The sequence below is a fragment of the Candidatus Methanoperedens sp. genome, assembly GCA_027460525.1.
Classification (GTDB): Archaea; Halobacteriota; Methanosarcinia; order Methanosarcinales; family Methanoperedenaceae; genus Methanoperedens.
In genome coordinates, this window is the sequence record JAPZAS010000009.1 from 31,808 (window position 1) to 44,556 (window position 12,749).

The window sequence follows — 12,749 nt, forward strand, 5'->3', positions numbered from 1 at the left end:
ATCACTTCTCTTCAGATTTCTTTTTTCCCTCAGCTTTAGGCTCTGCTTTGGGTTTGGCTTCGTGCTTAGCTTCAGATTTAGCCTCGGGTTTTGTTTCCGCTTTAACTTCAGGTTCTTTTGCGGCTGGCTGGGCAGCCTGTGCAGGTGCTGCTTCTGCCTCGCCTTCTTTAGCCTTGGGCGCATCCCTTGCAACAAGATGCTGATGAGCCAACTGTTTCAAACGTTCTTCGCTCTGATAGATACATGCTGTTCCCGTCAATTCTTGTTTTCCATAGATTGTGTCAAGGTGTTCTATCACAATCAATTCAGGTTTGGAATTGAGGAGTGCTGCCAGTTTACCCTTCACCTCTATTCTTGAAGGGGTTGCCCTTTCCTTTATTTTCAGCGAAATCTCTCGTCTGTTCAATATCGGGTTTGTTTTGTCCTTGATAATCTGGATTTCCATTATTTTACTCCTTACATTTCATTCTTTCAAGCAATGATTGTATTTCTTTCTTCTTGCTTTCGGTCACTCGAACAAGTACCGCCCCTTTGTCAGGCAATCCATATATAATTACTGATGAAAGAGGCGCCATGGCTATTGCGGGAAGGGCTGCCAGATCCTCCTCGCCTTTTATAAATATCTGGGTAGGCTTGTCTGAATCCATCGCGCGGGAGATTTCCTGCAACAGCGCTTCTGTTATTATTCCGGCTGGATTTTCAACAGTCAGTTGCTTAAAAAGGGCATGCCTTGTGCCACGCATTATTTTATCCGAAGCTGGACCACGTTTTGTCCTGTCATCCACAAAGGATATGTCTGGAACCAATCCCGCGCTTAGAAGATTGAATGTCACAATATCCCCCACGGAAATTAGTTTAGTATAGTTTTTTAAATCCCTAATCATTTGTTTTGCGGTCTCGACACCATTTCCGGGGTAAAGCTCGCCATGGAGTTTTCGAAGCTCATCTCTTAACTCGTTAGGGAGGCAGTATCGTTTCAAGTTACCGTACCTTCAATGCGTACGCCCCTGGTAATTTGACACCGAGCCTTTTAGCAATCTGTGATTTTCCGGGGTCGACTATTATCACATAACCACTCCAATCAGAAGTAAGGGCGGTTGAATTGCAGACAGGGCAGACCTGTCCCTTGACGACAACATGACATTCCCTGCAAACATTCTCTGCCATTATGTCCCCTCAGGTTTAGATTCTGATTGTTCTGCTCTCGGGGCTTCTTCTTTCCTTTTCTTCTTAGGCTTCGCTTTTTCCTCGACGACTTCTTTGGGTTTGCGCGCTTCTTCGATCCATTCCAGTTTGCCCAGAGCGTGCTGGCGCATTGTAAGACCGATTTTACTGTCCCTGGGTTCGCGCTCGTTAAGGCTTACGGCTATGATTCTTGCACGTACTTTGTCCCCGTCTGTCACTGAACGCCCTGATTCCTTGGTTATAAGGCGTGAATTTTTCTCATCATAGCTCACGAATTCATCGGTAAGCTGGCTTACATGCACAAGACCGTCAAGGGGACCTATGCCTACAAAGATTCCGAATTCTACAACTTCTACAACGCTGCCCTCGATAATTTCCTGCATCTCTGGCATGAAGGTCAATGCATCAAAAACCGCATCATAATACACTCCGCCATCCCCTGCAAGTATATGTCCTTCGCCAACCTCTATAACATCCTTTACCGCGACCATTGCACCGATTTTTTTATCCACGAGTCCTTCGAGCTTATCCCTTAAAGCGAGTTTGACAGCTTCGTGAACAGGTTCGCCGAGCAATTCAGGTGCGATTCTCACCGTATCTGCTAATCTCATTTTTCTATACATCTAAATCCTCTTAGTAAAAGCTATTAAATACTTAAACGAGTCTTATCTTGAAGATACACAATAGTAACTCCCTTACTACATAATCTTTTCTTTAATTCGATATCATTTGTTAACACCGCTGCATCCATCTCAACAGCCATATCGGTTATTATATCATCCGCAAATCCATTCTTTTCGATTATGGTACATCGGTCAAGTAACGATAGTGCGATTTTTGCCGCTGTCCTTTCCTTACCTCTTCCCTGTGAATAAATTTTATCTAACTCTTTAACAGAAGCCCTGGGAACAAGATAGGAATCAAAGCCCAACCGCCCAAGCTCAGAAAAAATATCAAGACCAAACTGTCCCGGGATCATCAACCCATTGGTATCAATTATTACTTTGGATTTCATTTAAATTCTTTCAGTACGCCTGAGCCGATAAGCCTCCAGCGCGCACCGACCCTGCGAGAAATAGCAATATGCGCGCCTTTATCTGCGCAGATCGGTCTTTTAAGTTTTACCTCGGCGTCCTGCAACCGTGCGCTTGTGACCACGCCGATGGTGGTTGCAGTTCCGATATTAAGCATCAGGGGTTCATTTGAATGTATTGGTTCGACAGCGGATTCATCGCTTATTCCAACAACCCGCGGAAGGAGTTTTGTTTCCATCACGAAACCCGAAAGTGCAGGGGGGAGTGACCCCGGGATACCTGCAACCTGCCCAACAAGGGCATCGCTCTTGGTGAGAGAAGGATCGAGCTTGGTACCTACGCCGATAAGACCGCCTGGCGCTGCCTCGTCTACCTCTTCATTGCCTGCGCGTATCGTTGTGATTACAGTTCTTATAGGGATCCATTTAACAGTGCCGCCAGCTTCAACTTTTCTGCCCGGGCGCATCTCTATCTCATCACCAGGATGAAAAACCCCAAAATTTAAAGAGCCGCCGATTGCACCCCCTACCAGCTTATCCGGATCTGTCCCGGGTTTGTTTATATCGAACGACCTTGCCACGAACATCAGTGGCTGTTTTTTCAGGTCATGTTTTGGGGTCGGGATATATTTTTCAATCGCTTCGATGATAAGATCGATGTTTGCATTCTGTTGCGCCGAGACAGGAATAATCGGCGCATCCTCTGCTACTGTTCCTTTTACGAAATTTTTAATCTGGTTGTAATTTTCAAGAACCTTCTCGCGCGGAACAATGTCGATCTTATTCTGGATTATTATGATATTCTTTATGCCCAGGATATTCAAAGCCATTAGATGCTCTTTTGTCTGCGGCTGCGGACATTGTTCATTTGCAGCAATGACAAGAAGCGCGCCGTCCATAAGTGCAGCCCCGGATAACATGGTTGCCATCAGCGTCTCATGACCCGGAGAATCCACAAATGAGATTGGACGCAGAACTTCTGTTTTAGCCCCACATTTCTCGCATATTTCCCTGGTTGTATAGCAATCAGGTTCCGGGCAATCAGGACATTTCCTGAGCACCACATCCGCATAGCCAAGCCTGATCGAGATTCCCCTTTTTATTTCCTCGCTGTGCCTGTCAGTCCAGACGCCTGAAAGTGCTTTTACGAGGGTGGTTTTGCCGTGGTCAACATGTCCTACTATGCCTATATTTACAACAGATTGCAATGAAGCCTCCAATGGAAAATAATGCCTTACATTGGGGTCTTTGTATTTAACAGCTTTTGCATAAAAGGTTTGTACCACACAAAAATATGGCTGTAATCACTTCTTCTTTTCCCCGTATTCTTTGAATTCTTTTTCAGCCGCAAGAATCTCATTAATTCTTCTTGCTTTATCCTGTTCGATATAAACTACCTTTACCTTCATTTCAATCACCTCAATACTCCAAATGAGCCTAAGCTACCCGGATTAATTCAAATCGTCCCTGTTTCCCCGTTTTATAAATCTCGAATCTTGATTTTTTGCTGTTTTAAAATATCATATATGCAGGCATAGGCTTTTTGGTCACAAAGCGGATAAACAATATTTAATCATTAAAATTAAAATGTTGTCACGCGCTTCATCAATGTTTGCCTGCAGATATCATACTTATCGCATTGCCTGCACTCATTCCATATAACTTTTTTTTCCTCGTTCGGAAGCCTCTGGAACCCTTTTTTCTCAAAAAAACCAGGCGATGTGGTGCGAAGATAAACAGCATCTGAAAGCCCGGCTGAACGGCTTACAACGGCATCCGCCAGTCTTGAACCTATGCCCTTATTGCGAAGACCTGGAAGTACTGCAATGGAACGCAACTCCACAACCTCGTCAATGTCAAGACAGGCGCACCCCACGGTTTTGTTATCCAGAACAGCTACTATGAACTCGGGAAGGTTTTTCTCCACTTTTTCAGTGTCAAGATAATAAAAAGAGAGAATGATTTTTATATCCTTAATATCGGCCTTTGTGGCTTTCCTGATTTCAATATTCATCTTTGGTGATATTTTTGGTTTCCACATGCGATCCAACGATATATTCCATAATGTTTTACGTAATTCTTCTTTATACCATATCTTGTTATAAAAATATAAGTACGATAACATACTAATTATCATCTTATCGGGATACTAATAGGAGAGAGATGCTGGAAGAAAATGATATAGAGAAAGAGTTTAGAAAGAAGGTCAGCAATATGAAAAAACAGGAAAAAATTGCGCAAGAGACTTTAAACTTGCTTGAGCATGGTTTTAAATTCGGCAAAAGGTTGTATAAAAACAGAAGCGAGCTTTATGAGCGATGAACTATCGTTGATTGACACAGATTTTTTGGCTTCTTTGATGAGAGCGAAGTATGAAAGTTATACGCGACCCTATACATGATTATATTGAACTGGACGAACTTGCCCTTGCTTTGCTTGAAACCCCGCAGGTTCAGAGGCTGCGGAGGATAAGACAACTGGGGTTTTCCAATCTTGTTTATCCGGGGGCAAATCACACGCGGTTTGAGCATTCTCTGGGTGTGTACCACCTTGCAAAGCATATGGTTAAACAGGTGGATGAACTCCAGAAGGAGGAATTACTTGCGGCAGCGCTGCTCCACGACATCGGGCACGGACCTTTTTCCCATGCAACCGAGGGAATAGTAAAACAGTATTCCAGAAAAAACCATGTTGATGTGGAGGAATTATTAAGAAAAGGAGAAATTTCTGAAAAACTTTCGGACTTTTCCATATCGCCGACAGCCGTTGCAAGTCATATAAAGGGCGAGACCTATCCAGGTCAGATCATCAACAGCGAAATAGATGTGGACAGGATGGATTACCTTGTGCGCGATGCCCATTATACAGGCGTAGCCTTTGGTCTTATCGACCATGTGAGGTTAATCCATGAACTCAAGTTCAATGAGAATAAACTTGTCCTGAATCCCGGTGGACTGCAGGCTGCGGAGTCACTGCTTGTTTCAAGATTCCTTATGCATCCAACGGTTTATTTCCATCATGTCAGCAGGATTGCGGAGTCAATGTGCCAGCATGCGGCTGGATATATGATAGAAAATGGTCTTTCTCCAAAAAAACTCAGGAGAATGGACGATGTCGAGTTCATGAATACAATGAAAGCTGCCGAAGGCTACGCATCCGAGATTGCCAAAAGGCTTGATGAAAGGCGGTTATTTAAGCGGGCGCTTTATACAGGTTTTGATTCTCTGGGCATGGACGTGATAAAGCCGAGGTACAACATAAAAAGGATTGAAAATGAAATAGCAGAGAGCGCTGGCGTCGAAGCGGAATATGTTCTCGTGGACATACCCGAAAAACCCGAGATTGTTGAAATGAAAGCAGAGGTTCTGGTAAACGGTAAAATGATACCCATTGATAAAGCCTCAAGCCTGGTTTCTGCCCTTGGGAAAGCGCAGCTTGATAACTGGCGCCTCGGGGTTTTCACGTTACCTGAACACAGGGAAAAGGTAGGCAATGCTGCAAGGGAATTCTTTGAGGTGAAAAAAGATACAAAACAATTCAAGCTGACCGAGATTTAATATTCTGAACAATTTATGCGCAAGGCTAAAAACGTCCAAAGCTTTTATATATTCCTTCCTCGTTTAAAGCGGAAAGCACGCTGCGTATAATTACGCACGTTGAAGTCGATCAAAGTCGGATTTGATGAATTGCATGGGCCTATGCGGTTATCGCATGCCCGGAGATGCATGTAAGTCAAAATCTATTTTGTGAAGGCATATTTGCAAAGTTTGCAACTTGCAACTCCAACGTATTACATATTATCAAGGAGGAACAATGTCACACCCCCACAGACCAAGGCGCGGGTCAATTGCATACAGCCCGCGGATAAGAGCAAGAAGCGAAATCCCCCGTGTGAGAGCGTGGCCTCTCTCAAAAGAGCCCAGGCTATTAGGATTTGCAGGTTATAAAGCCGGCATGACGCATCTCATTGTAAGAGATGAAGCCCCAAACAGCTTGACAACCGGGATGGAAATTTCAGTACCAGTAACCATTATGGAAGTTCCTGCAATGAAGGTTGCAGCAATACGGGTTTACAAAAACACCACTTATGGAGCCGTTGCTATAGCTGAAGCATGGACAACCGAGCTTGATAAAGAACTCAACCGTGCAATCACGGTTCCAAAGAAACACGACCTGCCTGCAGCACTTTTGAAAATCGAGCAGCTAATCAAGGACGGCATGGCAAAGGATTTGAGGGTTATAATGTACACACTGCCTGAAAAGGTAACAGGCATCCCCAGGAAAAAACCTGAAATCATGGAAAACAATATTGGAGGCACTGATTTAAAAGCACGTTTTGAGTACGCCAAGAACCTTCTTGGCAAAAACGTCAACATAAGCGACGTATTCAAAAACGGCGATATCATAGATGTTCTTGCCATAACCACAGGAAAAGGATTGCAGGGACCGGTAAAGCGCTGGGGAATACAGCTTCAGAAAGCAAAGCACTCAAGAGCGGGCAGCGTGAGGGAGATCGGCACACTCGGAGCCTGGCATCCCTCGCACGTAAGCTGGAGAGTGCCGCAGTTGGGGCAGACAGGCTATCATCAGAGGACTGAATTCAATAAGCGAATCGTGCAGATCGGTAAGGACAGCAAGACTGTGACACCCGAAGGCGGGTTTTTGAACTACGGTATTATCAGGAATGATTATATTATTGTCAAGGGAAGCGTTCCGGGTCCAGCTAAAAGACTGGTACGCATGCGACCTGCTATCAGACCAAATAAAGCACAGGCGCTCACCCCGGAGATAACGTATATAAGCCTTGAGTCAAAACAAGGGTGATTCCATGGACTTAAACATAATCGATTTATCAGGAAATACTGCAAAGAAAATCACTACGAATCTGTTCGATGAGCCTTACCGTCCGGATCTCATAAAGAAAGCTGTGCTTGCTGCTCAGGCAAACCGGCAGCAGCCCTATGGTCCGCACATGTATGCGGGCTTACGGACCTCAGCCGAAGGATGGGGACCTGGAAGAGGCGTTTCAAGAGTGGCAAGACTTAAGAACAGCAGCAAGTCTGCCAGAATACCCCAGGCAGTCAAAGGAAGAGAAGCCCATCCCCCGAAACCTGAGAAGGACAGGACAGAAAAGATCAACGACAAAGAGCGAAAAAAAGCCATTAAATCTGCCATTGCTGCGACAGGGAATTTAGAATTGGTCAAGAAAAGAGGGCATATGTTCTCAGCGCAATTGCCTTTGATTGCAGTGGATGAACTTTCTGGCCTTACAAAGACAAAGGATGTAAAGTCGTTTATGGAGGCAGCTCATGTATGGGATGATATCGAGAGGGCAAAAGATACAACGATAAGAGCAGGAAAAGGCAAGCTCAGGGGCAGGAGATACAAGAATACAAAGAGCATTCTGATCGTCGCTGCCGAGGATAAGGGACTGATTAAGGCTGCGCGCAATCTTGCAGGTGTGGATATTGTTATCTTAGACCAGCTCAACGCTGAATTATTAGCCCCTGGAACGCATGCGGGCCGTTTAACGATTTTTACCGAATCTGCAATAGCAAAACTCGAGGTGGCAATGCAATGATCCAGCATCCATACGTCACAGAAAAAGCCACGCTCATGGCTGAAAAAAATAATGTTCTCCAGTTCATAATTGATGTCAGCGATACTAAAGATAAAGTGAAAAAGGAAATTGAGGCACTCTATAAAGTGAAGGTGTTGAAGGTTAATACGATGCTTACGTCGAAAGGAAAAAAGAAAGCCACCGTAACATTTGAGGAACCCAACACAGCAACTGAATTAGCCTCGAGGTTAGGAATATTTTAAGGTGAGAAAATGGGACATAGAATTATTTCTCAAAGCAGGGGAAAAGGTTCTCCTACATATAAGGCACCTTCTCATAAATTCAAGGCAAACCTTGAGCACCTGAAGGTAGAGGAAGGAATTGTCACAGGAAAAGTACTTGAAATCATCCATGATACTGCGCGCTCAGCTCCTATTGCACGAATATCCTTCAGCAATGGAGAGGAACGTTTGATGCTTATTCCAGAAGGCGTGGAAGTCAACCAGATCATACAATGTGGCATTTCCGCGCCTGTAGAGCCAGGCAATACCCTGGTGCTTGCAGAAATCCCTGAGGGTGTACCGATATGCAATATCGAGTCGCAGCCCGGTGATGGCGGAAAATTTGCACGGGCTTCAGGGATGTACGGGATTCTCGTGGCTCATGATGTGGGTAAGACGATTGTGCAATTACCGAGCGGCGAGATGAAATGGCTCAATCCGAAATGCAGGGCTATAATAGGCGTAGTAACAGGGGGCGGGCGTACAGAGAAACCTTTTGTGAAAGCGGGCAAGAAATTCCACAGGATGAAAGTGAGAGCCACCAAATGGCCAAGGTCAAGAGGAGTGGCGATGAACGTGGTTGACCATCCCTTCGGTGGTGGCGGACGCCAGCATCCGGGCAGACCCAAGACCGTGGCAAGAGGCACGCCGCCGGGGCGGAAAGTGGGCTCTATTGCCGCAAGAAGGACAGGAAAGAAGTGATAATACATGGCAAGAAAAGAATCATCAAAAATACCTAAAAGGAAGGGAGAATTCACATTCAGAGGTAAGTCATTAGAGGAACTCAGGAAGTTAACCCTCGATGAGTTCGCACTGCTTGTCCCAGCAAGACAGCGCCGCACCATGCAGCGCGGGTTATCAGAGGACCATAAGAAGTTGCTGCACAAAGTCAAGATCAAAGACCAAGGTATCAGGACGCATCTTCGTGATATGATAGTACTTCCTGAAATGGTAGGCTTGAAAATCGCAATCCACAGCGGCAAGGAGTTTACACCCGTTGAGATAATACCCGAAATGCTGGGTCATTATTTCGGTGAGTTCGTTCTTACGCGCAAGAAGGTTTCACACGGCGCAGCAGGGATAGGAGCTACACGATCGAGCAAATTCATTCCATTGAAGTGATACCATGAAATTAAATTATTCAATCGAACCCGATGCTGAAAAAACTTCAAAGGCTATGGGCAAGGAACTTCATATTTCAAAAAAGCATGCGTATGAGATAGCAAGAGCAATAAACGGCATGAAACTCAAGACTGCAAGAGGATTCCTTGAGGATGTGGCAGCGCTGAAGCAGGCTGTGCCTTATAAGAGATACACAAGAAACGTTCCTCACAGAAAAGGGATGTGCACAGGGCGGTACCCGCAGAAGGCAGCAAAGGAGTTCCTCAAGGTATTGAAAAATGCCGAGAGCAACGCCACATACAAAGGGCTTGATTCTGAAAACCTCAGGATTACTCAAATCGGGACAAAGAAAGGTCATTCTTTCAGGGGGTCATTTCCCAGGGCGCAGGGAAGGGCAACGCCAAAGATGCATGAAACGGTCAGCGTCGAAATGGTAGTGGAGGCGCAATAATGGGAGTAGAAAGAAAATTCGTTAAGAACGGTCTTGATAAGGCTCAGATGGAGGAATACTTTTCCAAACAACTGGAAAGGGCTGGTTACGGTGGCATGAACATCAATAGAACCCCCATGGGCACCCAGGTCACTATAGTCGCCGAAAAACCGGGCATGATAATCGGAAAAGGCGGCAAGACCATACACAAGCTTACCCATGACCTTGAAACCATCTTCCGCGTGGACAATCCCCAGATAGATGTTCAGGAAGAAAAAGTTCCTGAACTGAATGCGCAGATGATGGCGTCCCGCCTTGCAGGAGCCATAGAACGAGGGCTATACTTCCGCAAAGCCGGTCATAACATGCTTCGAAGGATACTGGAATCCGGGGCACTTGGATGCGAGATTGATATCGCAGGCAAGCTCACGGGTCCCAGAAAAAAGACCGAGAAGTTCGTGGGAGGTAATATGCTCCATGCCGGCAACCCTGCCATGGAACTGGTAGATAACGGATTTGCCATCGCGATTAAAAAACTGGGAGTTATCGGTTGCCGTGTGCGGCTGATCAGACCCACTGTTAAACTTCCGGGAAGATTCAAAACCATCCAGATAGCAGCTGCGCAGGTTCCGCAGGGCGCTGCAGAAAAGAAACCAGCCGGCATTCCCGAAATTGTGAAGGCTGCTCCAGCTCCAAAAGAAGTAAAACCAGAAGCTATACCTGTGCCTGAGGCTCCGAAAGAAACTTTACCAGAGGAAACTCGTGCTGCCAACGTCGAAGAGCGGATGCACGGCGATGTCATGGAACACAAGCATCCGGAATACGATTACTGGCATCCTGCTTCACGCCTTCATAAAAAGGAGGAGAAGTAATGGCAATACTTCGGGCGGATGAAATAAGAAAGATGAATCCTAATGAGCGGCTGGAAGAACTGGACAAGCTCAAACTTGAGTTAATCCGCGAGCGAGCCATTGCTTCGGCTGGCGGCGCCCCTGAAAACCCGGGGCGTATTAAGGAAATAAGGAAAACTGTCGCCAGGATAAAAACTATCCAAAAGGAGCCGAAATGAAGCTGACGCCACATAATATCATACACCATGAACTCATAGGTCTTGATACAAAGGTAGTGGACAGCACAAATAGCTCTCTCGTGGGAATAGAGGGAAGGATAGTGGATGAAACGAAAAATATGCTGGTAATAGAAAATGCCGGGGAGAAAAAAGTCCCGAAATCCAGTTCATCGTTTATGTTTACAATTCCATATTTTAACGGTAAACGTTACTTGCCGTTAAGAATCAAAGTCGATGGAAGATTATTGCTCTCGCAACCCGAAAACAGAATCCAGACAAAATTCAAGAAAAAATTCAGGAAGGTATAATAATGACACGTGATATCGGGCTGGATGTTCAACCTCCAGCGAAAGAATGCACCGATCCCAATTGTCCATTTCATGGCATACTCCCGGTACGAGGACAGGTTCTCAGCGGAGTCGTGGTGAGCGATAAGATGGATAAGACTGTTGTGGTGCAGAGAACATTTGTGAAAAAGATTGCAAAATATGAGCGATACGAGAAGAGAAAAACCAAGGTGCATGCCCATAACCCTCCATGCCTGAGCGCAAAACAGGGCGATAACGTAACGATCGCTGAATGCCGCCCCTTGAGCAAGACAAAATCGTATGTAATTATAGAGGTGAGAAAATGAGGGGATTGAAAGCAAAAATCCCGCGCGCCATTAACACAGCTACGAGAATGGAATGCGCAGACAACACAGGCGCAAGAGTGGTTGAAGTGATTTCGGTATTGAATTATCGCGGGGTCAGGAACAGGTACCCCAGAGCAGGTATCGGGGATACTCTTATAGTGAGTGTAAAGAGAGGAACTCCGGAAATGAGAAAACAGATGTTCAAAGCGGTTATAATACGCCAGAAAAAGGAATTCAGGCGACCCGATGGGATGAGAGTTTCATTCGAGGATAACGCATGTGTGATAGTGGATGACGAAGGGGTGCCGAAGGGCACGGAAATAAAAGGACCGGTTGCCAGGGAAGCCGCTGAGCGGTATTCAAAGATATCCTCCGCAGCCTCGATTATAGTGTAGGTGGAGCATGACATCAACGCAGCCAAGAAAACAGAGAAAATCCAGATACCAGGCGCCGCTCCACATGAGACATAAACTCATGGGCGCAATGCTGAGCCCTGAACTTCGTGAAAAACATGGGGTGAAAAGCATACCCCTGCGTACGGGCGATACCGTTAAAGTATTACGCGGAGACCATAAAGGCAAGGATGGCAAGGTAGCAGGTATTAATCTTAAAAAGATGACCATCACGGTTGATGGCGTGAGTGTTACAAAAGCGGATGGCACAGAAGTTCCAAGACCGATACAACCCTCAAACGTAATGATAACCAAATTAGAACTCAAAGATGAAAAGCGCTTAGGTGATTAAATGGGAAGACATCAGAAAAGAGTGGCAGCACCAACATCATGGCCGATTACGAGAAAGACGCATCACTGGGTGGTTGGAGCCAATGCGGGACCTCATTCGAAGGAAACCGGGATTCCACTGCTTGTGGTTGTCCGTGACATGCTCAAACTCGCGAACAACAGCAGGGAAGCCAGACGAATAATTAACGAAGGGACTATTTTCGTTGACGGCAAAGCAAGAACTGATTATAAATACATTATCGGTCTTTTCGATATAGTATCAATTCCTGCAACCAACGAATATTATCGCGTCCTTCTGGATAAACAGAACAGGTTCAAACTGTATAAAGAAGATGCTGGCGCCATGAAGCTGTGCAGAATCAACAACAAAACTATTGTGAAAAAAGGAACGGTGCAGCTCAACCTGCATGACGGAAGCAATATCCTGGCGTCCAATGATTACAAGACTTTTGATACCGTCCTTCTGGGAGAAAACCGCGAGATTGCGAAACACATAGCATATAAGCCAGGAAATCTTGCAATGGTTGTGGGAGGAGAACATTCAGGTGAGATTGGAAAGATAAAACAAATCCGCAAAGTCAGGGGTTCTGGGACAAACATGGTAGCAATATCCAATGAAGGGGAATTTGAGACCATTGAAAATTATGTGTTTGTTATAGGCGAATCCGCCCCTGAAATCAAGGTGATATGAA

22 protein-coding genes are annotated in these 12,749 nt (G+C 45.5%); 15 read left to right on the plus strand and 7 right to left on the minus strand.

What is annotated here, in order from left to right:
• Position 1 precedes the first annotated feature (1 nt).
• The 7 genes from O8C68_02740 to O8C68_02770 all read right to left on the minus strand — a co-directional run bounded on the left by O8C68_02740 (position 2) and on the right by O8C68_02770 (position 4,259).
• Positions 2-445 (minus strand): hypothetical protein, encoded by a 444-nt coding sequence (locus O8C68_02740; GenBank protein ID MCZ7394721.1) that lies wholly within the window; start codon positions 443-445, stop codon positions 2-4.
• Positions 446-449: 4 nt separating this feature from the next.
• Positions 450-980 carry a GTP-dependent dephospho-CoA kinase family protein gene (locus O8C68_02745; protein ID MCZ7394722.1) on the minus strand — a complete coding sequence of 177 codons (531 nt, stop codon included), beginning with the start codon at positions 978-980 and terminating at the stop codon, positions 450-452.
• A gap of 1 nt (position 981) precedes the next feature.
• The gene (locus O8C68_02750; protein ID MCZ7394723.1) at positions 982-1,167 is read right to left on the minus strand and encodes a DNA-directed RNA polymerase, subunit E''; all 186 of its coding nucleotides are present in this window, start codon (positions 1,165-1,167) and stop codon (positions 982-984) included.
• Positions 1,167-1,808, minus strand: coding sequence for a DNA-directed RNA polymerase (locus tag O8C68_02755; GenBank protein ID MCZ7394724.1), 642 nt, complete (start codon positions 1,806-1,808; stop codon positions 1,167-1,169). Before O8C68_02755 ends, O8C68_02750 begins: the two co-directional genes overlap by 1 nt.
• 23 nt (positions 1,809-1,831) lie before the next feature.
• Complete coding sequence (locus O8C68_02760; GenBank protein MCZ7394725.1) at positions 1,832-2,200, minus strand: DNA-binding protein; 369 nt, start codon at positions 2,198-2,200, stop codon at positions 1,832-1,834.
• The gene (locus O8C68_02765) at positions 2,197-3,426 is read right to left on the minus strand and encodes a translation initiation factor IF-2 subunit gamma (GenBank protein MCZ7394726.1); all 1,230 of its coding nucleotides are present in this window, start codon (positions 3,424-3,426) and stop codon (positions 2,197-2,199) included. Before O8C68_02765 ends, O8C68_02760 begins: the two co-directional genes overlap by 4 nt.
• A gap of 374 nt (positions 3,427-3,800) precedes the next feature.
• Positions 3,801-4,259, minus strand: coding sequence for a GNAT family N-acetyltransferase (locus tag O8C68_02770; protein ID MCZ7394727.1), 459 nt, complete (start codon positions 4,257-4,259; stop codon positions 3,801-3,803).
• 122 nt (positions 4,260-4,381) lie between these two features.
• Here O8C68_02770 and O8C68_02775 point away from each other — a divergent pair, with 122 nt between their 5' ends.
• The 15 genes from O8C68_02775 (at position 4,382) to O8C68_02845 (ending at position 12,748) form a co-directional block, all read left to right on the plus strand.
• On the plus strand, positions 4,382-4,540 hold the full coding sequence (locus O8C68_02775) for a hypothetical protein (GenBank protein MCZ7394728.1): 159 nt from the start codon (positions 4,382-4,384) through the stop codon (positions 4,538-4,540).
• Positions 4,541-4,590: 50 nt separating this feature from the next.
• Positions 4,591-5,775, plus strand: a complete 1,185-nt coding sequence (locus O8C68_02780; protein MCZ7394729.1) for an HD domain-containing protein — start codon at positions 4,591-4,593, stop codon at positions 5,773-5,775.
• A gap of 256 nt (positions 5,776-6,031) precedes the next feature.
• The gene (gene rpl3p / locus O8C68_02785) at positions 6,032-7,042 is read left to right on the plus strand and encodes a 50S ribosomal protein L3 (GenBank protein ID MCZ7394730.1); all 1,011 of its coding nucleotides are present in this window, start codon (positions 6,032-6,034) and stop codon (positions 7,040-7,042) included.
• 4 nt (positions 7,043-7,046) lie between these two features.
• Positions 7,047-7,799, plus strand: coding sequence for a 50S ribosomal protein L4 (gene rpl4p, locus O8C68_02790; GenBank protein ID MCZ7394731.1), 753 nt, complete (start codon positions 7,047-7,049; stop codon positions 7,797-7,799).
• A complete protein-coding gene (locus tag O8C68_02795; GenBank protein MCZ7394732.1) occupies positions 7,796-8,041 on the plus strand; it encodes a 50S ribosomal protein L23 in 246 nt (81 codons plus the stop codon). Before rpl4p ends, O8C68_02795 begins: the two co-directional genes overlap by 4 nt.
• A 9-nt stretch (positions 8,042-8,050) precedes the next feature.
• Positions 8,051-8,761 carry a 50S ribosomal protein L2 gene (locus O8C68_02800; protein ID MCZ7394733.1) on the plus strand — a complete coding sequence of 237 codons (711 nt, stop codon included), beginning with the start codon at positions 8,051-8,053 and terminating at the stop codon, positions 8,759-8,761.
• Between the two features lie 6 nt (positions 8,762-8,767).
• Positions 8,768-9,181 (plus strand): 30S ribosomal protein S19, encoded by a 414-nt coding sequence (locus O8C68_02805; GenBank protein ID MCZ7394734.1) that lies wholly within the window; start codon positions 8,768-8,770, stop codon positions 9,179-9,181.
• Positions 9,182-9,185: 4 nt separating this feature from the next.
• The gene (locus O8C68_02810) at positions 9,186-9,632 is read left to right on the plus strand and encodes a 50S ribosomal protein L22 (GenBank protein MCZ7394735.1); all 447 of its coding nucleotides are present in this window, start codon (positions 9,186-9,188) and stop codon (positions 9,630-9,632) included.
• Positions 9,632-10,483: a 30S ribosomal protein S3 gene (locus tag O8C68_02815; protein MCZ7394736.1), complete on the plus strand. Its 852-nt coding sequence runs from the start codon at positions 9,632-9,634 to the stop codon at positions 10,481-10,483. The genes O8C68_02810 and O8C68_02815 overlap by 1 nt, the downstream gene beginning before the upstream one ends.
• On the plus strand, positions 10,483-10,680 hold the full coding sequence (gene rpmC, locus O8C68_02820; protein ID MCZ7394737.1) for a 50S ribosomal protein L29: 198 nt from the start codon (positions 10,483-10,485) through the stop codon (positions 10,678-10,680). Before O8C68_02815 ends, rpmC begins: the two co-directional genes overlap by 1 nt.
• A complete protein-coding gene (locus O8C68_02825; GenBank protein MCZ7394738.1) occupies positions 10,677-10,988 on the plus strand; it encodes a ribonuclease P protein component 1 in 312 nt (103 codons plus the stop codon). Before rpmC ends, O8C68_02825 begins: the two co-directional genes overlap by 4 nt.
• Positions 10,989-10,990: 2 nt before the next feature.
• Positions 10,991-11,314, plus strand: a complete 324-nt coding sequence (locus O8C68_02830) for a 30S ribosomal protein S17 (protein MCZ7394739.1) — start codon at positions 10,991-10,993, stop codon at positions 11,312-11,314.
• The gene (locus O8C68_02835; protein ID MCZ7394740.1) at positions 11,311-11,709 is read left to right on the plus strand and encodes a 50S ribosomal protein L14; all 399 of its coding nucleotides are present in this window, start codon (positions 11,311-11,313) and stop codon (positions 11,707-11,709) included. The genes O8C68_02830 and O8C68_02835 overlap by 4 nt, the downstream gene beginning before the upstream one ends.
• 7 nt (positions 11,710-11,716) lie before the next feature.
• Positions 11,717-12,058, plus strand: a complete 342-nt coding sequence (gene rplX / locus O8C68_02840; GenBank protein ID MCZ7394741.1) for a 50S ribosomal protein L24 — start codon at positions 11,717-11,719, stop codon at positions 12,056-12,058.
• A complete protein-coding gene (locus O8C68_02845; protein ID MCZ7394742.1) occupies positions 12,059-12,748 on the plus strand; it encodes a 30S ribosomal protein S4e in 690 nt (229 codons plus the stop codon).
• Position 12,749 lies beyond the last annotated feature (1 nt).

Excerpts from the sequence above, each read along its gene's own strand:
- O8C68_02740 (MCZ7394721.1), bottom strand. The coding sequence starts at position 445 with ATGGAAATCCAGATTATCAAGGACAAAACAAACCCGATATTGAACAGA.
- O8C68_02750 (MCZ7394723.1), bottom strand. The coding sequence starts at position 1,167 with ATGGCAGAGAATGTTTGCAGGGAATGTCATGTTGTCGTCAAGGGACAG.
- O8C68_02755 (MCZ7394724.1), bottom strand. The coding sequence starts at position 1,808 with ATGTATAGAAAAATGAGATTAGCAGATACGGTGAGAATCGCACCTGAA.
- O8C68_02760 (MCZ7394725.1), bottom strand. The coding sequence starts at position 2,200 with ATGAAATCCAAAGTAATAATTGATACCAATGGGTTGATGATCCCGGGA.
- O8C68_02770 (MCZ7394727.1), bottom strand. The coding sequence starts at position 4,259 with ATGTGGAAACCAAAAATATCACCAAAGATGAATATTGAAATCAGGAAA.
- O8C68_02775 (MCZ7394728.1), top strand. The coding sequence starts at position 4,382 with ATGCTGGAAGAAAATGATATAGAGAAAGAGTTTAGAAAGAAGGTCAGC.
- O8C68_02780 (MCZ7394729.1), top strand. The coding sequence starts at position 4,591 with ATGAAAGTTATACGCGACCCTATACATGATTATATTGAACTGGACGAA.
- rpl3p (MCZ7394730.1), top strand. The coding sequence starts at position 6,032 with ATGTCACACCCCCACAGACCAAGGCGCGGGTCAATTGCATACAGCCCG.
- rpl4p (MCZ7394731.1), top strand. The coding sequence starts at position 7,047 with ATGGACTTAAACATAATCGATTTATCAGGAAATACTGCAAAGAAAATC.
- O8C68_02795 (MCZ7394732.1), top strand. The coding sequence starts at position 7,796 with ATGATCCAGCATCCATACGTCACAGAAAAAGCCACGCTCATGGCTGAA.
- O8C68_02800 (MCZ7394733.1), top strand. The coding sequence starts at position 8,051 with ATGGGACATAGAATTATTTCTCAAAGCAGGGGAAAAGGTTCTCCTACA.
- O8C68_02805 (MCZ7394734.1), top strand. The coding sequence starts at position 8,768 with ATGGCAAGAAAAGAATCATCAAAAATACCTAAAAGGAAGGGAGAATTC.
- O8C68_02810 (MCZ7394735.1), top strand. The coding sequence starts at position 9,186 with ATGAAATTAAATTATTCAATCGAACCCGATGCTGAAAAAACTTCAAAG.
- O8C68_02815 (MCZ7394736.1), top strand. The coding sequence starts at position 9,632 with ATGGGAGTAGAAAGAAAATTCGTTAAGAACGGTCTTGATAAGGCTCAG.
- rpmC (MCZ7394737.1), top strand. The coding sequence starts at position 10,483 with ATGGCAATACTTCGGGCGGATGAAATAAGAAAGATGAATCCTAATGAG.
- O8C68_02825 (MCZ7394738.1), top strand. The coding sequence starts at position 10,677 with ATGAAGCTGACGCCACATAATATCATACACCATGAACTCATAGGTCTT.
- O8C68_02830 (MCZ7394739.1), top strand. The coding sequence starts at position 10,991 with ATGACACGTGATATCGGGCTGGATGTTCAACCTCCAGCGAAAGAATGC.
- O8C68_02835 (MCZ7394740.1), top strand. The coding sequence starts at position 11,311 with ATGAGGGGATTGAAAGCAAAAATCCCGCGCGCCATTAACACAGCTACG.
- rplX (MCZ7394741.1), top strand. The coding sequence starts at position 11,717 with ATGACATCAACGCAGCCAAGAAAACAGAGAAAATCCAGATACCAGGCG.
- O8C68_02845 (MCZ7394742.1), top strand. The coding sequence starts at position 12,059 with ATGGGAAGACATCAGAAAAGAGTGGCAGCACCAACATCATGGCCGATT.